Below are 20,993 nucleotides of genomic sequence, written 5' to 3'. Positions count from 1 at the left end.
AACCCGAGCAGCCCGCCGGTCGCGGCTCGACATTCCCGCCTGCTGCTTCCGGTCGAGCGGCACCTGAGGTACCGAGGCACCTTCGCCGCCGCAGTCCGGGTCAAGCGATGCGGCGGGCGCCGGCGCCCGCCGACACCGGAAAGACGCTGGGGGCGGCAAGGCCACGGACCTGGAAGGCGCGCAGGATCTGGTCGGTTACCCGCTCGCGGTGGATCTCCTCGATCAAGGCAATGGCGCTACCGCCGAAACCACCGCCGACCATGCGTGCGCCGTGCGCTCCGGCGGTCACTGCCGCGCTCACCGCCAGGTCCAGTGCGCCCGTGGATACGGCGAAGTCGTCCCGCAGCGAGGCGTGCGATGCCGAGAGCAGCGCCCCGATCCGCCGCGGGTCGGTACCGGTCCGCAGCACCGCCGCCGCGGCCAGCACCCGCGCGTTCTCGGTGACCACATGCCGGGCGCGGCGGCGCAGCACCGGATCCCGCACCCCGGCCACCCGGCGGGCCGCACCGGCCGCCGCAGTACGCACGCTGCCGGGTGCGGTCGCCGGTCCGGAGGGCTCGTCGGCACCCGGATCGGTCAGTTCGCGCAATGATGCGATACCGAGTTCGGCTGCCGCCGCGGCGCATTCGGTCCGGCGCTGCGCGTACCGGCCGTCGGCGAGGTCGTGCGGTTCGCCGGTATCCACCACCAGCAGCTGCAGACCGTACCGGGACAGGTCGAACGGAATCAGGGCGTGTTCCCGGCTCCAGCCCGCATCGGCCGCGTATGCCCGGAAGTCGAGCAGCAGAGCGTGCCCGGCGGTGCACAGCACCGAGGCGCACTGGTCGAGCACGCCGGTCGGCACCCCACCGGAACCGTGTTCGGCCAGCCGGGCGATCTCGACGAGTTCCCGATCGGTCAGCTGCGGAGCGCACAGATCGCGCAGTGCCACCGCAACCACGCAACACAATGCGGCCGAACTCGACAATCCCGCGCCGATCGGCACCGCGCCGTCGATTTCCAGCGTGACCCCTGGCACCGGGAAGCCGCGGCGGTGGAATTCCTGCGCCACCCCGAACGGATAGCGCGCCCAATCGCCGGCCGCCCGGCGGGTCGGTCCGGCCGCGGCGACCGGGGCCGGACTCGCCAGGGACAGCTCCGCGACCCGGCCGGGGCGCTGCCGGGAAACTGCCCGGATCCAGCCGTCCCGGCCGGGAGCCACCGTGCACTCGACGGCATGCGGGATTGCGATCGGTAATGCAAAGCCGTCGTTGTAGTCGGTGTGTTCACCGATCACGTTCACCCGGCCGGGTGCGGACCACCGTTGCATCGCCGAACACCTCCCTCGAAATCCCCACCCTACGCAGGGGCGCCGGCCACCGGATCCCGGCAACGGCGGACATTCGCGATATTTCGTGACATGATCGAATGAGTTGGACAGGTTTTTTGGTGCCGGACGCCTGCGACCGGTTGGGAATTCTGCTCGGACAACAATACTCGGTGGGGTATCCCTGCGACGGCGCCGGTGAATACAGCACCGAGGGGGGCTGATGAAGATCGGCGACAGCGGGCCGGGTACCCGACGCGCCGGCCGCTGGCATGTCCCGATCCTGGTCACCGGACTGTGCGCCGCCGGTCTGCAGCTACTCATCGCCTCCCCGGCGGTCTCTTTCGTCCTGTTGACGACCACCGTGCTGGCCGCGCTGATAATGGTGTATGCCGGGGTGGCCCGGTACCGGCCGGCGCACGCACTGCCCTGGTACCTGCTCGGCATCTCGATGCTGCTGTTCGCGGCCGGCAGCACGCTCTGGGAATACGGCCGCCGCGACTCCACCGCAACGGTGGAACTGCTGGTGCTCGCCGGCTACGCGACCCTGACTCCGGCCGCCGTCGGCTGGATGCGGCCCCGGCGGCTCGGCAACGGTTTCGACCTGCTGCTCGACACCGCCCTGATCGGGCTCAGCGCCCTCCTGGCCAGCTGGACCTTTCTCGTGGCACCGATCCTGCAGGCCGATCCGGGCACCGCCGATCTGGCCCTGGCCGCCGTGTACCCGGTGATCGACGCAGTGCTGCTGATCGTGCTCACGCACTCCCTGGCCACCACCTCGGGCGGGATCCCTGCCCTGCGGCTGCTGCACGCGGCCCTCGTCGCAGTCCTCATCAGCGGGATCGGTGAGAGCCTCGCGCTCGCCGGACTGATCCCGGTCCCGCCGGAACTGTTGCTCACCCTGCGGCAACTGGCCTATCTGCTGGCCGGCGTCGCCGCACTGCATCCCAGCATGGCCGCACTGGGCGAACCCCGGCCGATCCACCCCAGCCGTTCCCGGCAGCGGGCCTGCGCCATCGCGGTCGGACTGGTGGTCGCCTCGCTGACGACCACGATCGGCACCGACCCGGGGCCGCTGGACCGCATCGTCATCTGTAGTCTGCTCGCCCTCCTGCTCATCGGGGTGCTGCTGCGCAGCGAACGAGCCATCGCCCGCAGTGAACGCAGTGAACGCCGCGCCCGCTACCGCGCCGACCACGATATGCACACCGGACTGCTGAACCGGGCCGCACTGCTGCGTGCCCCGGGCAACCACCGCCACGACTGGGCGGACTCCCCGATCAGCCTGCTGTTCATCGATCTCGACGGTTTCAAGACGGTCAACGACAGCTACGGCCATGCCGTCGGCGACGAACTGATCGCCAACGCCGCCTGCCGGATCCGGCGCACCGTCGCCCGCGGCACCATCGTCGCCCGATACGGCGGTGACGAATTCGTGATCCTGGCGCCCGCCACCCGCGCGGAGGCCATGGTGCTGGCGGAACGCCTGCTCGGCGCCTTCGTCCGGCCCTTCGAACTGAGCAGCGGCGAAATACCCATCACCGCCAGCATCGGCATCGCGTGCGCTCCACACCACCGGGAATCCAGCGTCTACGACCTGCTGCGGGCCGCCGACGCCGCGATGTACCACGCGAAGGAGTACAGCCTCGGGTTCACCTGCTACGACGATCTCCGGAGCCCCGAGGCCACCGGCCGGCCCCGGCGCCGGTGGGCCGGCCAGACCGAACCGGCGGTCCGGCCGGCCTGACCGATATCCGCCTCAGACGCTCAATTCGTCCAGTAACCGACGGGCCTGATCGAGCTCGGCCTGCAACTGCTCCACCTTGGCCCGCTGGGCGCCGCGCGCCGCCTCCAGGATCCCGGCCACCACCTCGGCCACCTCCGGATGCAGCAGTTCGGCGGCCTTGGCCACCGCGGTACTCGGCACCGCCACTGCCCGCACCGTGCGCTTCTTTCCGTTCACCACATCGACGGTCCATTCACCGTCCGCGCTGCCGGTGAGGGTGACGGTCACTTCGGCGGCGGCCTTCGACTTCCGGGCCGTGGTCGCCTTGGCCGGCTTCGCGGCCGGCGGGGTGGCGGGCTTACCCGAGTCCGCCGCCTGCGCCGCGGGCGCCGGCCGCGCACGATCCGCGCCGGCCGGTTTCGCCGCGGCGGCCGGCGCCGGCACGGAGTTGGGCGGAGTCGACGACTGGGTCACGGTGGATCCCCTCCTGCTCGATTCGGACTGCTGTTGCGGCTTGCTCCGCGCTGCGGCGGCTCCGGCGTTCACGGTAGACCCGCGCGCCGGTTTGGTCAGCGTCACCTCGGACGGCCCGAACGACAGGACGTCCTTCGAACCGGTCGGACGTACCTGCAGGAAATCACCGTCCGCAGGGTCGCCGACCGCCACCACCTTGCCGGAACGACCCTCGGTGACTCCGACCGCCGCCGCGGTGAACCACACCATCGGCGGCCGGCCGGCCTCGATCTCACCGGTGATCTGCTGGATCTCGTTCTCGGACAATGATGCTGGGGCGGATTTGGCAGAGCGGGAGGCGGACATGACAGAACTCCGGGGTCGGGTACTACAGCGGCGCCCACGATGATGCACCATCCCACCGACACGATGGGACGGAGCTGTGTCCGCCCGCCCGGATCAGGGCCGGCTCGGCCGACCGGCGGTGCTCGGCCGGATGTTCTCCCGGACCGCCGCCACATCGCGATATCCGTTGACCGCCATCAGCAGATCCGCCTCGGCGGCGAACATCCGCAGCACATGGACCAGGCCGCGAACCCCGCCGAGCGCCAGGCCGTACACGTACGGGCGGCCCAGGCCGACCATGGTGGCGCCCAGCCCGAGCGCTTTCACCACATCCGACCCCGACCGCACGCCGGAGTCGAACAGCACCGGCACCCGGTCGGCACAGGCCGCCACCACCTCCGGCAACGTCTCCAGGGCGCTGAGCCCGCCGTTGGCCTGCCGCCCACCGTGATTGGAGCAGTAGATACCGTCGACACCGTGGTCGATCGCGCGCCGGGCATCCTCCGGGTGCGAGATGCCCTTCAGGATGATCGGCAGCTCGGTGAGACCACGCAGCCAGTCCAGGTCGGCCCAGGTGAGCGAATTACCGAAGGTGGCAATCCAGTTCAGCACCACCAGTTTCGGATCGTCGGAGCCGACCATCGCCCGGAACACCGGGTCGCTCGTATAGTTCTTCAACACATGGCCGCGCAGTTGCGGAAAATTGCCGGTGGACAGATCGCGGGGCCGCCAGCCGGGCACCCAGGTGTCCAGCGTGACGGTGATTCCGGCATATCCGGCCGCTTCGGCGCGGTGCACCAGGCTCTCGGCCAGCTCGCGGTTCTTCGGAGTGTAGAGCTGGAAGAAGGCGGGCGTTTCCCCGGCGTGCGGGCGCACCTCCTCCAGCGGGTCCTCCATCAGAGTCGAATACATCGCGGGCACACCGGTTTCCGCCGACGCCCGGGCCACCGCAACATCACCGTGGTGATCGCCGGTGACCAGGCCGATCACCCCGACCGGCGCCATGAACAACGGGCTCGCGAAGGTGTGGCCGAACGCGGATACCGACAGCTCGCGTTCGGTGGCGCCCACCAGCATCCGCGGCACCAGCCCCCAGTCCGCGAAGGCCTCGGCGTTGCGGCGCTGCGTGAGTTCGTCACCGGCCCCACCAGCGATGTAGAAGTGCAGGCCGTCCGGAAGTGCGGCGGCGGCCTTGGCCTCCAGGGCGGCGTAGTCCATCGGGAACTCGGGCAGGTTCCCGCCCAGCGCGGCCAGGTAGATCTCGTTCTGATAGTCGGCGAACTGACTCATCCCCACAGCGTTCCATGCGCGCCGGGGCGCGATGTGACCGATGCCGCTGTAATGTGCGTCATACTCGGTGGTATAGAACGACCGACGGCCGCAGCATCCCGCGCGGCCGTCGTCGCCGTCGCAAGCCGGTGCAGCACCGCACCGTGGCTGAACCTGTTCGGAGAATGTGAGTGCCCCTGCTGTGAACCTCGTCGATCACTCGGTCGCACCCGTCGACCCGGATGTCCGTATCGCCTCGGCCGTCGCCGATCCGGACGTCCGTCATCTACTCGAGCTGGCACTCGGCCTCTCGACGGAGTCCATGGACCTGCTGACCTCGGTCACCGACCGCCTCCGGGCCGCCGAGGGCGCCCTGCCCGACCCGCTGACCGCCGACCTCGACTGACCGGCCGGCCCCGACACCACACCGTTCCACGCACGCCGGACACCCCTAGGTAGCGATTCTGCATCGATGTGTTCCGGCGCACATTTATGTCTTGACATGGCCACACAAACGGGCATAAAACAACATGAACACAGAATTCGCGGCAGGAGGAACGGATGTACGCCGAGGAACGCCAGCAGGCCATCGCGGCACTGGCCGGGGAGCGCGGCCGGGTCTCGGTCGCCGAACTCGCCGACCGCTACGACGTCACCACCGAGACCGTGCGCCGCGATCTGGCGGCACTGGACCGGGCGGGACTGATCCGGCGGGTACACGGCGGCGCCGTTCCCGCCGGCGCGCTCACCACCTTCGAGCTGGGCACCGGCGAACGAGAACAGAGCCGGGGCGCCGAGAAGGACCGGATCGCCGCGGTCGCCCGGACCTATCTGCCCCCGGCCGGCGGCAGCGTCGTCTTCGATGCCGGCACCACCACCGGCCGGGTGGCAGCCGGGGTCGGCGACCGCGAGCTCGTCGCCGTCACCAACTCGCTGCCGATCGCGACCCGCCTCACCGGTTTCACCGGGGTGCAGGTCCAGCTGCTCGGCGGCCGGGTCCGCGGTGTCACCCAGGCCGCTGTCGGCGCCGACACCGTGCGCAGCCTCGGTGAGCTGCGGGTGGACGTCGCCTTCATCGGCACCAATGCGCTGACCGTCCGGCACGGCCTGTCCACGCCCGACCCGGAGGAGGCGGCGGTGAAGCGGGCCATGATCGCGGCCGCCAACCAGGTCGTCGTGGTCACCGACGCCACCAAGATCGGCCGGGAGGATTTCGTCCGGTTCGGCAGCTGTTCCGATATCGATGTCCTGATCACCGATACCGACCTCGCCGAACCGGTGCAGACCGAACTCGGCGACGCGGGCCTCGAGGTGGTGGCGGCATGATCGTCACGCTCACTGCCAACCCCGGTATCGACCGCACCATCGCACTCGGCGAACCGCTGCGGCGCGGCGCCGTCCAGCGGGCCACCACCGTGATCTCCCATCCGGGCGGTAAGGGCGTCAACGTGTCCCGGGTGGTCGCGGCCGCCGGCGCCGACACGGTAGCGGTGCTGCCGACCGGCCCGGACGATCCGGTCGCCGCGGCGCTCGACGAGTTGTCGATCGCCTGTGCCGCGGTCGAAGTGGACGCGGCGCCCCGGACCAATCTGACACTCGCCGAACCCGACGGCACCACCACCAAGATCAACGAACCCGGCCGCCCGCAATCCGCGGCCACCCGGGCCGAGCTGGCCGCCCGGCTGGAAACCCTCGCCTCCCGGGCAGACTGGATCGTCCTGTCCGGGTCCCTGCCGCCCGGCGCACCGGTGGACTGGTACGCCGAGCTGGTCACCCGGCTACCGGGTGCCCGCATCGCCGTCGATACCTCCGACGCTGCATTGCGGGCATTGGCCGGCCGCTTTCCGGCGGCCGCTCCGGCGCTGTTGAAGCCCAACGCCGAGGAGCTGGCCCAGCTCACCGGAGTTCCCCTGGCCGAGCCGGCCGACCCTGCTCGCGCGGCGGCCGCCGCCGCGGGCCTGCTCACGCGGGGAGTCCAGGCGGTCCTGGCCACCCTGGGCGCCGCCGGTGCCGTCCTGGTCACCGCCGAGGGCGCCTGGGTCGCCGCGGCGCCGGCCGTGACCGCCCGCAGCACCGTCGGCGCGGGTGATGCCGCGCTGGCCGGATATCTGCTCGCCGATATCGCCGGCGCCGGCCCCGCGGAACGGCTGCGTGCCGCGGTCGCCTACGGCAGCGCCGCGACCGCGCTGCCCGGAACCGAGCTCCCGGCACCGCAGCACGTCGACCGCGCCGCGGTCACCGTCACCACGCTGCCGATCCCGGCCGCGACCGCCGACCGCTGAAAGTCACCGCCATGTCCGAATCGACACCGATCATCACCACGGATCTGATCACCCTGGACGCCGACCTCGGCACCGACCCGCAGCAGGTGATCACCGCCCTCGCCACCCGGCTCGCCGCGGCCGGCCGCAGCACCGATGCCGAAGCGGTCGCCGCGGCCGCGCTCGCCCGGGAGGCGCAGTCTGCGACCGGGCTGCCCGGCGGTATCGCCATCCCGCACTGCCGGGTACCGCAAGTCACCACGCCCTCGCTCGGCTTCGCGCGGCTGCGGCCCGCGGTGCCTTTCGGCGCCGCCGACGGCCCGGCCGATCTGGTGTTCCTGATCGCCGCACCGGAAGGAGCGGGAGCCGAGCATATGAAGGTGCTCTCCAGCCTGGCGCGCGCCCTGGTCCGGCCCGATTTCGTCGAAGCGCTGCGCACCGCACCGACCGCCGCGGCCGTGGTCGAACTCGTCGACGGCGTGATCGGCGGGCCCAGCGCTCCCGGGCCACCGTCCAGCACCGAACCACCACCGGCCGAGCCGGATTCCGGTCCCGGTACCGAGCCCTCGGCGGCGACCGCCGCACCGGAGCCGCCGGAACCGGCCGCACGCACCATTGTCGCCGTCACCGCCTGTCCCACCGGAATCGCGCACACCTACATGGCGGCCGACGCCCTCGTCGCCGCGGGCGACCGCGCCGGAGTGCAGGTTCTCGTCGAAACCCAGGGATCCAGCGGCGGCACCGCACTGGCCGCCGAGGCGATCGCTCGGGCGGAGGCGGTCGTGTTCGCCACCGATGTCGGGGTGCAGGGCCGGGAACGGTTCGCCGGGAAGCCGCTGGTCGAATCGGGAGTCAAACGGGCCATCAACGAACCCGACGCCATGGTCGCCGAGGCCGTCCGGGCGGCCGCGGACCCGGACGCCGCCACGGTGGGGGGCGACGCCCCGGCGGCCGCCGGGCCACGGCCCACCGCCGGGCGGTTGGGCTGGGGCACCCGGCTGCGGCAGATTCTGCTGACCGGGGTCAGCTACATGATCCCGTTCGTGGCCGCCGGTGGCCTGCTCATCGCGCTGGGCTTCCTGTTCGCCGGCTACGAGATCGGCGACGGCGATACCGCGAAGAACATCGTGCTGAACAATTCCATCACCGATCTCCCGACCGGCGGTTTCACCACCTACCTGGGTGCCGTGCTGTTTCAGCTGGGTGCGCTGGCCTTCGGGTTCCTGGTTCCGGCGCTGGCCGGCTATATCGCCTTCGCCATCGCCGACCGGCCCGGGCTGGCACCTGGCTTCACGGCCGGTGCAGTCGCGGTGTTCGTCGGCGCCGGATTCCTCGGCGGCCTGGTCGGCGGCCTGATCGCCGGCTTCGCGGCGCTGTGGGTCGGCCGGCTGCCCGTGCCGCCGTGGGCGCGGGGTCTGATGCCGGTGGTGGTCATCCCGCTGGGCGCGTCGCTGATCGTCGGCGTCGCCATGTTCGTCCTGCTCGGCAAACCCCTGGCCGCGGTCACCGAGGCCCTGACCGAGTGGCTGGGCGGCCTGTCCGGCGGTTCGGCCGTCGCGCTCGGCGTGATCCTCGGGCTGATGATGTGCTTCGACCTGGGTGGACCGGTGAACAAGGCGGCCTACGCCTTCGCCGTGGCCGGTCTGTCGGTCAGCGATCCGGCCACCCTGAAGGTGATGGCCGCGGTGATGGCGGCCGGGATGGTGCCGCCGCTGGCGATGGCGCTGTCCACCACGGTCCGTCCCGGCCTCTACACCCCGGCGGAACGGGAGAACGGCAAGGCCGCCTGGCTGCTGGGAGCGTCGTTCATCTCCGAGGGCGCCATCCCGTTCGCCGCCGCCGATCCGGTCCGGGTACTGCCGTCGATGATGGCCGGTGGCGCCGTCACCGGCGGTCTGGTGATGGCCACCGGGGTCACCCTCAGCGCCCCGCACGGCGGCATCTTCGTGTTCTTCGCCATCGGCGGCCTGGCCTGGTTCGTAGCGGCCCTCGCGGCGGGCACGCTGGTCGCCGCACTGTGCGTCACGCTCGCCAAACAGTTCCTGCGGCCGCGTGTCCCGGCTCCGGCCGAGGTACTCACCACCGTCTGACGACTCCCGAATACCGACCCGTCCCCGAAAACGAAGGAGCATCCCATGCCGAGCACCACCGTCACCGTCGGTTCCTCGATCGGCCTGCACGCCCGGCCCGCCGCCCTGATTGCCGAAGCCGTCGCCGCGGCCGGCCATCCGGTCACTCTGGCCACCGCCGGGGGCGACCCGGTCGATGCCGGTTCGGCGCTGATGATCATGGCCCTCGGCGCCACGCAGGGCGCCGAGGTGGTGGTCAGCTGCGACGATCAGGCCACCCTGGACAAGATCGCCGGAATGGTGGCCAGCGATCTGGACGCATGAACGTGCCGCGGACCATTGCTGACAGCCAGGTAACCAGCCGGTAACCGACGTTTACCCGGGGCGTGCGAGGATCTCCTGCGCACGCCCCGAGTCATCGATGGAAGCAGGGTTCCTTGTCCGCGTTTCTGGAAACACTGAACAGCTACGTCTGGAGCGATGCCCTGGTCTATCTGTGCCTGGCCGCCGGACTGTACTTCTCGATCCGATCCCGGTTCGTGCAGATCCGTCAGGTACCGGAGATGGTCCGGTTGATGTTCCGCGGGCAGAAATCCGCGGCCGGAGTCTCGTCCTTCCAGGCACTCTCCATGTCCTTGTCCGGCCGGGTCGGCACCGGAAATATCGCCGGCGTGGCCACCGCCATCGCGTTCGGTGGTCCGGGTGCCTTGTTCTGGATGTGGATCGTCGCATTCCTGGGCGCCTCCACCTCGTTCGTGGAATGCACCCTCGGGCAGATCTACAAGACCCGCGATCCGCTGTCCGGCGAATACCGCGGCGGCCCGGCGTACTACTTGGCCCGGGCGAAATCGCATACCGCGGCAGCACCGGCGTTCAAGGTGTACGGATTCGTGTTCGCGGCGGTGACGGTTCTGGCATGCGGTGTGCTGTTGCCCAGCGTGCAGGCCAATTCGATGGCGGCCGCGATGGACCAGGCATGGGGCATCGCACCATGGGTGGTCGCGGTCGGCGCGGTGATCCTGCTGGCCTTCGTGATCATCGGCGGTGTCAAACGCATCGCCTCTTTCGCCGCAGTGGTGGTGCCGTTCATGGCGGTGATCTACATTGCGCTGGCACTGATCATCGTGGTGCTCAACGCCGCCGAGATCCCCGCTGTACTGAGCACGATCTTCGCCAGTGCATTCGGCACCGACGCTGCGTTCGGCGCCATCGTCGGGGCGGCGGTGATGTGGGGCGTGAAACGCGGCATCTATTCCAACGAAGCGGGACAAGGCACCGGACCGCACGCCGCAGCCGCCGCCGAGGTGTCACATCCGGCGAAACAGGGGCTGGTGCAGGCGTTCGCGGTCTATATCGACACGTTGTTCATCTGCACGGCAACCGGATTGGTGATTCTGTCCACCGGCGCCTACCGGGTGTTCGAGGGCGAGAGCGCCGACGGGCGGGTCCTGTCCGACGGGGGCGTGCTCGCCACGGGCACCGAGCCCGGTCCGGCCTTCGCGCAAGCCGGTATCGATACCCTGTGGCAGGGCATGGGCGCCGGTTTCATCGCCGTTTCGCTGGCGTTCTTCTGCATCACCACGATCATCGCCTACTACTACATGGCGGAAACCAACCTCCGATTCGTCGTCGGCAGGTACGCCCGGGTATCGGTACCGGTGCTGCGGGGCACCGTCGGTTCCAACACCACTCTGGTGCTGCAGGCGGCAATCCTGGTCTCGGTGGTCGTCGGCACCGTCTCCACCGCCACCGATGCCTGGGCGCTCGGTGACCTGGGCGTCGGCCTGATGGCCTGGCTGAACATCGTCGGCATCATCATCCTGCAACGGCCGGCTTTCCTCGCCCTCCGCGATTACGAGCGGCAGCGCAAACAGGGCAAGGATCCGGTGTTCGACCCGGCGCCCCTCGATATCGCGGGCGCCGATTTCTGGGAGACCTACGAGCCGACCGGTGAACGGGACCGCGCCGGCAGCTCCACCTGACCGGGTCCGGCGGCCGGCTACTGTTCGTCGAGCAGGTGCCGGGGCGCGGACTGACGCCAGGAGTCGAGCACGATGGCCGTCATCTCGTCGGCATCGTCGAGGCGGCCCAGCCGGACCCGGACCCAGGCGTTGGCCGCTTCGTGGTCGGCGATCCAGAACTTGTGCGGTTCGGCGAGCACCAGTTCGTCGCGTTCGACGATCGGGCAGCGCACCGCCATCGACGTCTCTTCCTCGGGCAGCGTGAGGAACAGTTTCCCGGCGACCCGGAAGATCGGCATCCCCCAGGTGAACCGTTCGGTGGTCTCGGGTAACGACAGGGCGAAAGCTCGGACTTCCTCACCGGTGGAACTCATGGTCGACGATCCTGCCAGGCGATACCGACACCCGACCGGCCACATCGCTGCACTACAGTGGCCCGCGTCGACGGCCCGCCGGCCGTCGGGCCATTCGATCGATCGGCGGAAGGAACCCCGGTGGACAACGGTGCGAATCTGGGGCGGCGCGAATTCCTGGCCGCCACCACCGGGCTGGCCCTGGGCACCACGCTGGTCGGATTGTCACCGGCACAGGCGGTGCCGGTCGCCGAGGGCATCGAGAAGTTCCCCTTCCCCGGCAGCCGGTCACTGCGGGTCCTGGTGACCGGCGATGCCGGTACCGGCACCCGCACCCAGTGGGCAGTGGCCGATGCGGCGCGCGAATTCCACGCCCGGGAACCGTTCTCGATGGCGATCGGGCTGGGCGACAACATCTACGAGCACGGCCCCGACAGCGGCACCGACCCGCAGTTCGCCGCGAAGTTCGAGGACCCCAACACCGGCCTGGACTTCCCGTGGGCGATGGTGCTCGGCAATCACGACACGAGTTCGGTGTTCCCGGGCGACGGCGGCTGGCTGCTGCGCGGTAACCACGAGGTCGAATACCACGCGCACTCGGCGCGCTGGTGGATGCCGAGCCGGTATTACTCGGTGCGCGTCCCCGAACGGAATCCGGTGGTCGAGTTCTTCGTACTCGACATCAATCCGCTCGCCGCCTATATCCCGCCGTTGCTCAATCCCTATTGGGCCGTGGACGGCGAATACATGTCGGCCCAGCGGGCCTGGCTGGATCGCGCCATCGCCGAATCCCCGGCCCAGTGGAAGATCGCCTGCACCCATCAGCCGTATCTGAGCAATGGGCCGCACGGCGACGCCGGCAACTATGACGGGCTGCCGATCCCGCCGCTCAACGGGGTGCATGCGAAGCAGTTCTTCGAAGACCATGTGGTCGGCAAGGTGCAGCTGCTGCTCTCCGGGCACGACCACAACCTGCAGGTCCTGGAACCCACCGCGGAGTCCAAGGGGACCCGCCAGCTCGTCAGCGGTGCCGCCGCGAAGACCTCCGGCGGTAAGCGGGCGGGCGAGCGCGCCGCCCGCTACGAGAACTACGACGATCTCGGGTTCCTGGTGCTCGACCTCTCCCCCGCCGCGATCGATCTGCGTGCCGTCACGGTCGATCTCGAAACCGGCGCCTCGACAACGACTTTCCGGCATCGCCTGGCCTGACGTCGAATGCGGGTGCGCGAGCCGGTCCCGGGACCGCAGCGAGCCACTTGCAGACGGCTGCTCGACCTCAACCGAGCACAGGTGCCGGACAGACGCAGAAGCTGTGGCAGACCCGGTCCCGGATGATCACCTCGGGACATTCGGGATCGAACCACCGGTCCACCCGGGCCCAGTGGATCGGGTGCATCAGATAGGGACCGGTCAGGCCGTCGAGATCGGCGAATTCCTGTTCGAAGACATGCGTCCACCGGGAGGCTCCGGCGGCGCGGGTCACCCGGCTCAACTGCCAGGCCCGGATGGCCGGGATATGCCGGGGCATGGCGAGCAGGTCGGCCTCGAATCGGTCCAGCACCGCCCGGGGCGTACCCGGTTCCACCCGCAGCAGAAGCACCCGGTAGACCGAGCCCGGGGTGCGGGGCTCCGCCGGACCATCTGCCGTGCCTCGATATTCGGCGAGGTCCACGCGGGCCGGGGCGAACTCCCGCAGCAGCTCGTCGACCTCACGGGCGACCGCCCGCCACAGCTGCTCGCTGTCGAACTGCCAGTGCACCAGCACATCGCCGCCGTTGCGGACACCCGGCAGGGTCGGCTCGATCAGCGCCCGGCGGGCCGAGGTCGTCGCGGCCAGGGCACGCAGCTCGCGGATCGGTGCACCGCGACCGGCTCCCGGCGGTAGATGCACCAGTTGGGTGGCCTTATACATCGGCAAGCCCGTCGACGTCCTGCGCGGCCGCGGCCGTGCTGCGATCCCGCTCGACCACGAGCTCGTCGATCGCATCCCACCACTGCCCGATTGCCGGGTCCGGCCGGCCTTTCCAGGTCATCTCCCACCAGCCGCGGGCGCCGGCGACGACCCAGGTGGCGCATACCGTGTTCGACTCGTCGGCCAGCCACAGCGGCGGGCTCACCACGATCCGATCGAGCACCATGCCGCGCTCCCGGGCGCCGGGCGCGTACTCGGCGAGATAGCGGTCGACGAATTCGCGGGCCCGGCCGGGCGCGGTGACCACCCGGTCGATCACGTAGACCTCGGTCTGTCCCATGCGGCGAAGGTAGGCGGCCCGGGCGGTTCGGCGCAGCGGCATCGTCCACTCACCGGGAGGACCCGATTCCCGGCGAGCCGCGCGGAATCCACCATGGCCGGACACGCCGCGACGTCTGCGAGGAGGCATCCGCAGTGACCGTTCAGACCGTGCCGGGTGACGGCGCCGAACCGACCCTGGATCCCGAGGTGGCGACGATGCTCGCCACCCTCGACGCCGGCTTCCCGGACGTGACGACGATGTCGGCGCCCGAACTGCGCGCGGCCATCCGGGCCCGGCGGGCACCGCTGCAGCGGCAGCCGGATATGCACCGGGTGCTCGACCGGACCGTCGCCGGGCCGGGTGGCGAACTGCCGGTGCGCATCTACCGTCCGCATCACGACGCCGCCGCACTACCCGTGGTGGTGTTCGCGCACGGCGGTGGTTTCGTGTTCTGCGATCTGGACAGTCACGACGAGTTCTGCCGGTCGATGGCGGCCGGGGTCGGCGCCGTGGTGATCTCGGTCGACTACCGGCTCGCCCCCGAACACCGGGCCCCGGCCGCCCACGACGACATGTACGCCGCGGTGCAGTGGGCCGCCGAACACGCCGGCGATTACGGGGGCGACCCGGCCCGGATCGCCGTCGCCGGGGACAGCGCGGGCGGCAACCTCGCCGCCACCGTCGCCGTCGCCGTCCGCGACCGCAACGGCCCCGCCCTCGCCGCGCAGATGCTGTTCTATCCGGTGATCGACGACGATTTCGACACCGAGTCCTACCGCCGTTTCGGCACCGGCTATTACAACACCACCAAGGCGATGCGGTGGTACTGGCAACAGTACGCCCCGACCGGCACCGACGACCCCCGCCTGGTGCCGACCCGCTCCCCCGCGCTGACCGGCCTCCCGCCCGCCGTGGTGATCACTGCCGAACTGGACCCGCCCTGCAGCTCCGGCGACGCCTACGCCGACCGCCTCGCCGCCGCCGGTGTCCCCGTCCGGCACCGCCGCTACGACGGTTTGTTCCACGGATTCCTCACCATCCCCGCCCTGTCCGCCACCGTGGCCGCGCGTGCCGAGATCTGGACGATGATGCGTGACGTGCTGGACGAGCCGGCCGAAGACTGACCCGCCTCGGCCGCAGTGGCCGAGACGAGGAGGCGGCGCCTAGCGGTGCACCGCCTCCTCGGCACCGTCCTTCATCCTTGCCAGGGTTCCGCTCATCATCGCCGGCATGGTGTGCCGGACATAGGCGGCAACGACCGGGCGCAGCAGCGGATCGGTGGGGCGAAACCGGTAGACCCACTCGATCCGGGTCGAATCGCCTTGTTCGGAGTACTCGAAACCTGCTATGGCGTAGGCGATCACAGCCCGTTGCACCGGGTCGGTGAATCCCCAGATCTGGTAGCGGAACTCGGCGTCTGTGTCGACCAGTACTTCCTCGGCCAGATAGTGGCCACTGTCCAACCGCACCCGCCGCCGATCGCCGGTGCGGTCACCGGCCGGATCCCAGTCGCCACGAAGACTCTCCGTTGCGACCACGGTCGGCCCGAAACCGGTGTTCTGCACCAGATCGGCCAGTCCCAGCTCCGGCCGATTCACCCAGGCGAGGAACTCATGGCGCGGTACGTCGACGACCACGGTTTCGGCGTGTTCGACGTATCCGCCGATGGCCGGTTCCGGCCGCGGCTCAGTGTAGGCGGGCGGAGTCGGCGCCGCCTGGGCACTGCCCGGAATCAGCAATGTGGCAACCGCACCCACCGCGGCGCCGATAGCTCGAATGGACACCATATCCGAATCCTGACCTTAGGTTGACGTTGTCAACTAAACGATAGGCAGCCCGGTTGACGCCGTCAACCTCGGGTGCGATAGATTGCCCGGAATGCAGACGACGCGTGAGCGACTCATCGAGGTGGCAGCCCAGCTCATCGACGAGGGCGGACCGGCAGCGGTCACCTTGCGTGAAGTCGGCGCCCGAGCGGGACTTTCCCACAATGCGCCGTACAAGCACTTCACGGACAAGCGCGACCTACTGGCGGCGGTCGCCGCCGCACACCTGACCACCCTCGCCGAACTGATCGATACCGCCGCAGCGGCGCGGGACGTGGGAATCGACAAGGTGCGCGCCGCCGGGGCCGGCTACCTACACTGGGCACAACAACACCCAGCCCGGTTCGACCTCACCTTCGGCCGATGGGAACCCGACGACCATGCCGAACTCGATGCCGCGGCCACCGCCGCTCGTCGGGCCATGCACGACTGCGTCACCGCAGCCACCACCGACGGCACCCTCCCGGGCAACCCCGACCGAATTCTCCCGCTGATCTGGTCCCTCGGACACGGACTGACCGCCCTGGACCTGTCCGGACACCTCCGCAAGGACGGCACCGAGCCGACACCGGAGCAGCTGATGACCGAGCTACTCGACCTACTGGAAGCACAGCGTGGGTGATCGGAAATCGGAGACGAAGTCTTCACAGGGGCACCAGTCCGCAACCCACTCCGAACGCAAACAACAGTGGCCCCGGAGGATTCTCCGGGGCCACTGTTTCAGTAGCGGGGACAGGATTCGAACCTGCGACCTCTGGGTTATGAGCCCAGCGAGCTACCGAGCTGCTCCACCCCGCGTCGGTGAACACAACATTACACACGGATGTGCAGATCCGCCAAATCACCTGGTCAACAGCGCTTCATGGCACCCATGGGGCGATTCGGGGGCACGGAATCACCCGACCCAGGCCGAGTGTGTGTGATGTACAGCACATTTGATCCGGCAAGTGGGCGGGATCATGCGGCGAGAATTTCGTCTCGGGTCACTCGATATCTCGAATAGACGCCGTAAAGTGCGCGCGATCACAATTTACCGGTGACGTCCGACACAGAATAGGTAAATTACACGAGAGTGTTTTACATACATTAACCATTCCAGAGCTGCTCAAACATCGAAATCGGGAAAATCTCTGCCACAGCCGGGTCCTGTTATCAAGACGTGATCGGTCGAGATCTGTTCGTTACCGTCGAATCGAGCCCGAAACAACCAGTGACGGGCACCGGCACGCATCGCCGCACGCCGACAGCCCTGTCCCGCGATGCCTGCCAGACCCCGACTACCTGGGGGCAGGGACGCGCACCGGATCGGTCGCGCCGGCGGACGCAGGGAGGGATACCCACATGAGCAAGAACCGGAAGTTCAGCACCCGCGCCCTCGGCTTCGCCGCCATGACCGGCGCCCTTGTTGCCGTCCCGTTCGCCGTCAGCGGCACCGCCTCGGCCGCACCCACCCACGACTGGGACGGTGTCGCCCAGTGCGAGAGCGGTGGCAACTGGGGCATCAACACCGGCAACGGCTACTACGGTGGCCTGCAGTTCTCGCACAGCACCTGGCAGGCGAACGGCGGCACCGGCTACGCGCACAACGCCAGCAAGGCCGAGCAGATCCGGGTGGCCGAGAACGTCCTCGCCACCCAGGGCGTCGGCGCCTGGCCGACCTGCGGCCAGTACCTGCGGGACGGCGTCTCCGAGCCGGCCCCAGCCCCGGTGGAGACCCCCGAGATCGAGGCCGTCACCCCCGACCTGCCGGTAGAGGTCCCGGTCGAGCTGCCCGCCGAGGTTCCGGCCGAGGTGACCGCCGCCGTCGAGCAGGCCACCGCCACCGGCGCCGACCTCGCCGACCAGCTCGGCTACGGCGACCAGTACCGGGCCTTCCTGGAAGACAACGCCCCGCTGCTGATCGCCCTCGGCGGCTGAGCCAGGGCCTGCACGAACACGGCGCTGCCACCCGGACCCGGGTGGCAGCGCCGTCTGCTCGATTCCTCAGGCTTCGTCGTCACCCCGGGGCGGCTCCGGTGCGTCCTTGTCCATGCCACCGCGCGCCTGTTCCCGCTCCCGCGCCTCGGTTTCGGCCAGCTGAGCGAGCGGGTCGTCGAAGGCGCCGGTGCCGCCGCCGATGACGGAGTCGATGAAGCCGGCGGGGGCGTCGATGTCGTTGGTGTCGGGAAGCAGGTCCGGATGGGCCCAGACGCCGTCACGTTTCGCCGCGCCGGCATCGGTGGTCAGCCGCCGCCACAGGGTGGCGGCCTCGCGGACCTTACGCGGGCGCAGTTCCAGGCCGACCAGGGTGGCGAAGGTCTGCTCGGCAGGGCCGCCGGTGGCGCGGCGGCGGCGCAGGGTCTCCGACAGTGCGCCGGCGCCGGGCAGCCGGTCGCCGACCGCATCGGCGACGACCACTTCGACCCAGCCCTCGATCAGCGCCAGCAGGGTCTCCAGCCGCTCCAGTGCCTGCTTCTGTTCGGGCGTGGTCTGCGGTTCGAAGGTGTGCTGCCCGAGCAGTTCCTCCAGCTTCGAGGGGTCGGTCAGGGACATCGGGTCGATGTTCTGCGCGGCCTCCTCCAGCCCGGACAGGTCCATCTTGATGCCGCGCGCATAATCCTCGACCGCACCGAGCACCTGCTGGCGCAGCCACGGCACATGGGCGAACAGCCGCTGATGGGCGGCTTCCCGGGCGGCGAGGAACACCATGATCTCGCTCTCCGGCTGCTCCAGACCCTCGCTGAATGCGGAGATCGCGGTCGGCAGCAGCGCTGCGGTGCCCTCCGGCCCCAGCGGCAGGCCGATATCGGTGGAGGTCAGCACTTCCTTGGCGAGCTGGCCGAGCGCCTGGCCGAGCTGCGAACCGAAGGCGAACCCACCCATCTGGCTCAGCATGCCCATCATCGGGCCGGCGAACTGTTTGGCTTCTTCCGGCAGCTGCGCGGTCCACATCCCGGAGATCTGCTGGGCCACCGGATCACACAGGCGCTGCCAGGTCGGCAGGGTCTGTTCGATCCAGTCGTTGGCGGTCCAGGTCACCGTGCGGGTGGCACCGGCCGGCAACACGGTGGCCTCGTCCAGCCACAGTTCGGCCAGATGGGCGGCATCGGTCACGGCGCCGGTGGTGCTCGCCGGAATCGGCTCGACGGTGGATCCGAGCTGCTGGCGGGCCAGCCGTTTGGCGACGTCGTAGTTCACCGGGCCGGACTGCCCCGACCCCGGCGTCCCCATTCCGCTGAGCATCTGGCCGAGCGAGGTCAGCATCTGCCCCAGCTGGGCCGGGTCGAACCCGCCGCCGCCCATGGCGAAACCGAACGGATCCCCGCCGCCGGGGCCGTTGGTACCGCCACCGGAGCCGCTGGCCTCACCGCGACGGGAGTTGTCGTCGTCGTCGCGATTCGAGAAGCCGAAGGGGTGGTCGCTCATACTCCCTACGTTACGCGGACCCGGGACGCACCGATGTTCGCGTATCGCGAAACGCGGTCGCCACCGCCCCGCCCCGCAGCCATGCACTACTGCCCTGCCCGGGGCCATACACCACCGCCCCGCCCGGGCCGTGCCCCTTCCCGGCCGGGTACCGGCCGCATCGCTACTGTGGGCCGGGTGAATCGTCGGATCCTCACCCTGATCGTCGCCCTGGTTCCCGTGCTGGTGCTCGGGGTGGTCGGCAGCGCCGTGACCGTGCCGTTCGTCGCCCTCGGCCCCGGCCCCACCGTCAACACCCTCGGCGAGGTCGACGGCGAACAGGTGGTCGAGGTCACCGGCACCGAGGTGGATCCGACCACCGGCAACCTGAACATGACCACGGTCTCGGTCCGGGACGGATTGAACCTGTTCGAGGCGTTCGGTTTCTGGCTCAGCGGCGAACACGGCCTGGTCCCGCGGTCCGAGGTGTACCCGCCCGGGCTCTCCCGGGAGGAGGTCGACCGGTCCAATCAGGCGGAGTTCGCCAACTCCGAATACAACGCCGAGATCGCCGCGCTGCGCCAGCTGAACCTGCCCACGGCGGTGCTGGCCCGCGCGGTAGCCGAGGACGGGCCGTCGCACGGGGTCCTGGAACCCGGCGACGAGCTGACCAGTATCGACGGCGAGCCGATCGGCAGCACCCAGGACGTGATCACGCTGGTGTCGCAGCAGTCGCCCGGAACCACCGTCACGGTGGGATACCGGCGCGGCGACCGCGATGCGACCGGCGAGGTCACCCTCGGTGAGCGGGCCGACGAGGAGGGCGCCGGATCGCTCGGGATCTCGGTCGGAGAAGGGGCCCGGCCGCCGATGCAGATCGACTTCAACCTCGCCGATATCGGCGGGCCCTCGGCCGGGCTGATGTTCAGCCTCGCCGTCATCGACAAGCTGTCCCCGGGCGAACTGGACGGCGGCCGGTTCGTCGCCGGCACCGGCAGCATCGACGATGCGGGCGAGGTCGGTCCGATCGGCGGCATCCAGTACAAGATGATCGCCGCCCGCGAGGCCGGTGCCGAGACCTTCCTGGTCCCGGCGGCCAACTGCAACGAGGCGCGGCAGCGGGTGCCGGACGGGCTGCGCCTGGTCAAGGTGGAGACGCTGGCCGGTGCGGTGGAATCGCTGGAGGAATTGAACGACGGCCGCGAGCCCGTGAGCTGTGGGTGACTATTCCAGGGTGTGCCGCAACGCGGCGATCAGGTCCTCCCCGAGGTTCGGGTAGGTCCGCAGGTCCGGCTCGGCGAATGCGTCGGCGTCCTCGGCGGGCCGTAGATGCAGCAGGCACAGTGCCGGACCGTCGCGCAGCACGCCGGTGATCATCCGGGCGTCGCGCCGTTCGGGGTGGGCGTGCGCGGCGGCCCGGCCGGCCGCATCGGCGGCCTCGGCGTCGGCCAGCAACGGCACCAGCGCATCGTCGAGCGTGCCCTCGGCGGACGGCGGCAGCACCACGATCTCCTGCACCAGGACACAGCCCTGCACGGCGGGCGGCCAGCTGGTGGTGGCGAGGAATTCGTCCAGGGCCATCGACCCGCCGGTGACGTCGTCCGGGAAGGACTCCTGCGCGATCGGGGTCAGTTCGGCACCGTCGTCGAGCTGATCCTGCAGCGACGGTTCGGCGGCGACCAGGTCGGCGGTGGGGACCAGTGCGAACATCTGCGGCGGCTGACCCCAGCCGTCGGCGTCGGCGAACTCGACGATCTCCCGGACGCACCGGGCCAGAACCACTTCGTTGTGCTGCTCCGTCTCCAC

The 20,993-nt window shown here is 69.9% G+C and carries 21 protein-coding genes and 1 tRNA gene; 12 read left to right on the top strand and 10 right to left on the bottom strand.

What is annotated here, in order from left to right:
* Positions 1-100: 100 nt before the first annotated feature.
* Positions 101-1,309, bottom strand: a complete 1,209-nt coding sequence (galK, locus tag AC1HFH_RS07365) for a galactokinase (protein ID WP_480246675.1) — start codon at positions 1,307-1,309, stop codon at positions 101-103.
* 220 nt (positions 1,310-1,529) lie between these two features.
* Here galK and AC1HFH_RS07360 point away from each other — a divergent pair, with 220 nt between their 5' ends.
* Entirely contained in the window at positions 1,530-3,053 is a 1,524-nt protein-coding gene (locus tag AC1HFH_RS07360) for a diguanylate cyclase domain-containing protein (RefSeq protein WP_480246674.1), read from the top strand.
* A gap of 12 nt (positions 3,054-3,065) precedes the next feature.
* Here the strand turns inward: AC1HFH_RS07360 and AC1HFH_RS07355 are convergent, their stop codons facing one another.
* Together AC1HFH_RS07355 and AC1HFH_RS07350 are read right to left on the bottom strand one after the other, a co-directional pair.
* Positions 3,066-3,851 carry a DUF6319 family protein gene (locus AC1HFH_RS07355; protein ID WP_480246673.1) on the bottom strand — a complete coding sequence of 262 codons (786 nt, stop codon included), beginning with the start codon at positions 3,849-3,851 and terminating at the stop codon, positions 3,066-3,068.
* Between the two features lie 93 nt (positions 3,852-3,944).
* The gene (locus AC1HFH_RS07350; RefSeq protein WP_480246672.1) at positions 3,945-5,120 is read right to left on the bottom strand and encodes an alpha-hydroxy-acid oxidizing protein; all 1,176 of its coding nucleotides are present in this window, start codon (positions 5,118-5,120) and stop codon (positions 3,945-3,947) included.
* Positions 5,121-5,286: 166 nt separating this feature from the next.
* Here AC1HFH_RS07350 and AC1HFH_RS07345 point away from each other — a divergent pair, with 166 nt between their 5' ends.
* The 6 genes from AC1HFH_RS07345 to AC1HFH_RS07320 all read left to right on the top strand — a co-directional run bounded on the left by AC1HFH_RS07345 (position 5,287) and on the right by AC1HFH_RS07320 (position 11,411).
* Entirely contained in the window at positions 5,287-5,505 is a 219-nt protein-coding gene (locus AC1HFH_RS07345; RefSeq protein WP_480246671.1) for a hypothetical protein, read from the top strand.
* Between the two features lie 155 nt (positions 5,506-5,660).
* On the top strand, positions 5,661-6,425 hold the full coding sequence (locus tag AC1HFH_RS07340) for a DeoR/GlpR family DNA-binding transcription regulator (RefSeq protein ID WP_480246670.1): 765 nt from the start codon (positions 5,661-5,663) through the stop codon (positions 6,423-6,425).
* Complete coding sequence (locus AC1HFH_RS07335) at positions 6,422-7,381, top strand: 1-phosphofructokinase family hexose kinase (RefSeq protein ID WP_480246669.1); 960 nt, start codon at positions 6,422-6,424, stop codon at positions 7,379-7,381. The genes AC1HFH_RS07340 and AC1HFH_RS07335 overlap by 4 nt, the downstream gene beginning before the upstream one ends.
* A gap of 11 nt (positions 7,382-7,392) precedes the next feature.
* On the top strand, positions 7,393-9,450 hold the full coding sequence (locus tag AC1HFH_RS07330) for a PTS fructose transporter subunit IIABC (protein WP_480246668.1): 2,058 nt from the start codon (positions 7,393-7,395) through the stop codon (positions 9,448-9,450).
* 45 nt (positions 9,451-9,495) lie between these two features.
* On the top strand, positions 9,496-9,753 hold the full coding sequence (locus AC1HFH_RS07325; RefSeq protein ID WP_480246667.1) for an HPr family phosphocarrier protein: 258 nt from the start codon (positions 9,496-9,498) through the stop codon (positions 9,751-9,753).
* A gap of 113 nt (positions 9,754-9,866) precedes the next feature.
* Positions 9,867-11,411, top strand: a complete 1,545-nt coding sequence (locus tag AC1HFH_RS07320; protein WP_480246666.1) for an alanine/glycine:cation symporter family protein — start codon at positions 9,867-9,869, stop codon at positions 11,409-11,411.
* A gap of 17 nt (positions 11,412-11,428) precedes the next feature.
* Here the strand turns inward: AC1HFH_RS07320 and AC1HFH_RS07315 are convergent, their stop codons facing one another.
* On the bottom strand, positions 11,429-11,764 hold the full coding sequence (locus tag AC1HFH_RS07315) for an MmcQ/YjbR family DNA-binding protein (RefSeq protein WP_480246665.1): 336 nt from the start codon (positions 11,762-11,764) through the stop codon (positions 11,429-11,431).
* Between the two features lie 120 nt (positions 11,765-11,884).
* Here AC1HFH_RS07315 and AC1HFH_RS07310 point away from each other — a divergent pair, with 120 nt between their 5' ends.
* A complete protein-coding gene (locus tag AC1HFH_RS07310) occupies positions 11,885-12,952 on the top strand; it encodes a metallophosphoesterase (protein WP_480246664.1) in 1,068 nt (355 codons plus the stop codon).
* A gap of 67 nt (positions 12,953-13,019) precedes the next feature.
* Here the strand turns inward: AC1HFH_RS07310 and AC1HFH_RS07305 are convergent, their stop codons facing one another.
* Together AC1HFH_RS07305 and AC1HFH_RS07300 are read right to left on the bottom strand one after the other, a co-directional pair.
* Entirely contained in the window at positions 13,020-13,655 is a 636-nt protein-coding gene (locus AC1HFH_RS07305; RefSeq protein ID WP_480247760.1) for a Dabb family protein, read from the bottom strand.
* Complete coding sequence (locus AC1HFH_RS07300) at positions 13,648-13,995, bottom strand: hypothetical protein (RefSeq protein ID WP_480246663.1); 348 nt, start codon at positions 13,993-13,995, stop codon at positions 13,648-13,650. The genes AC1HFH_RS07305 and AC1HFH_RS07300 overlap by 8 nt, the downstream gene beginning before the upstream one ends.
* A 197-nt stretch (positions 13,996-14,192) precedes the next feature.
* Between AC1HFH_RS07300 and AC1HFH_RS07295 the strand changes: the two genes are divergently transcribed.
* Positions 14,193-15,101: an alpha/beta hydrolase gene (locus tag AC1HFH_RS07295; protein WP_480247759.1), complete on the top strand. Its 909-nt coding sequence runs from the start codon at positions 14,193-14,195 to the stop codon at positions 15,099-15,101.
* Between the two features lie 39 nt (positions 15,102-15,140).
* Here AC1HFH_RS07295 and AC1HFH_RS07290 read toward each other — a convergent pair whose 3' ends face one another.
* Positions 15,141-15,764 (bottom strand): SRPBCC family protein, encoded by a 624-nt coding sequence (locus tag AC1HFH_RS07290; protein WP_480246662.1) that lies wholly within the window; start codon positions 15,762-15,764, stop codon positions 15,141-15,143.
* Positions 15,765-15,855: 91 nt separating this feature from the next.
* On the opposite strand from AC1HFH_RS07290, the gene AC1HFH_RS07285 reads away from it, so the two are divergent.
* On the top strand, positions 15,856-16,425 hold the full coding sequence (locus tag AC1HFH_RS07285; RefSeq protein WP_480246661.1) for a TetR/AcrR family transcriptional regulator: 570 nt from the start codon (positions 15,856-15,858) through the stop codon (positions 16,423-16,425).
* 102 nt (positions 16,426-16,527) lie between these two features.
* Here AC1HFH_RS07285 and AC1HFH_RS07280 read toward each other — a convergent pair.
* A tRNA-Met gene (locus AC1HFH_RS07280) sits at positions 16,528-16,601 on the bottom strand.
* Positions 16,602-17,144: 543 nt separating this feature from the next.
* Here AC1HFH_RS07280 and AC1HFH_RS07275 point away from each other — a divergent pair.
* Complete coding sequence (locus tag AC1HFH_RS07275; protein WP_480246660.1) at positions 17,145-17,720, top strand: transglycosylase family protein; 576 nt, start codon at positions 17,145-17,147, stop codon at positions 17,718-17,720.
* Positions 17,721-17,786: 66 nt separating this feature from the next.
* Here AC1HFH_RS07275 and AC1HFH_RS07270 read toward each other — a convergent pair whose 3' ends face one another.
* A complete protein-coding gene (locus AC1HFH_RS07270) occupies positions 17,787-19,208 on the bottom strand; it encodes a zinc-dependent metalloprotease (RefSeq protein WP_480246659.1) in 1,422 nt (473 codons plus the stop codon).
* Positions 19,209-19,385: 177 nt separating this feature from the next.
* Between AC1HFH_RS07270 and AC1HFH_RS07265 the strand changes: the two genes are divergently transcribed.
* Positions 19,386-20,411 carry a YlbL family protein gene (locus tag AC1HFH_RS07265; RefSeq protein WP_480246658.1) on the top strand — a complete coding sequence of 342 codons (1,026 nt, stop codon included), beginning with the start codon at positions 19,386-19,388 and terminating at the stop codon, positions 20,409-20,411.
* Here the strand turns inward: AC1HFH_RS07265 and AC1HFH_RS07260 are convergent, their stop codons facing one another.
* On the bottom strand, positions 20,412-20,993 hold the full coding sequence (locus tag AC1HFH_RS07260) for a PPA1309 family protein (RefSeq protein ID WP_480246657.1): 582 nt from the start codon (positions 20,991-20,993) through the stop codon (positions 20,412-20,414).

It is taken from the genome of Nocardia sp. KT25-26 (assembly GCF_056627695.1).
Note: the sequence above shows the minus strand (reverse complement) of the source record. Positions and strands in the feature narration are given on the sequence as shown.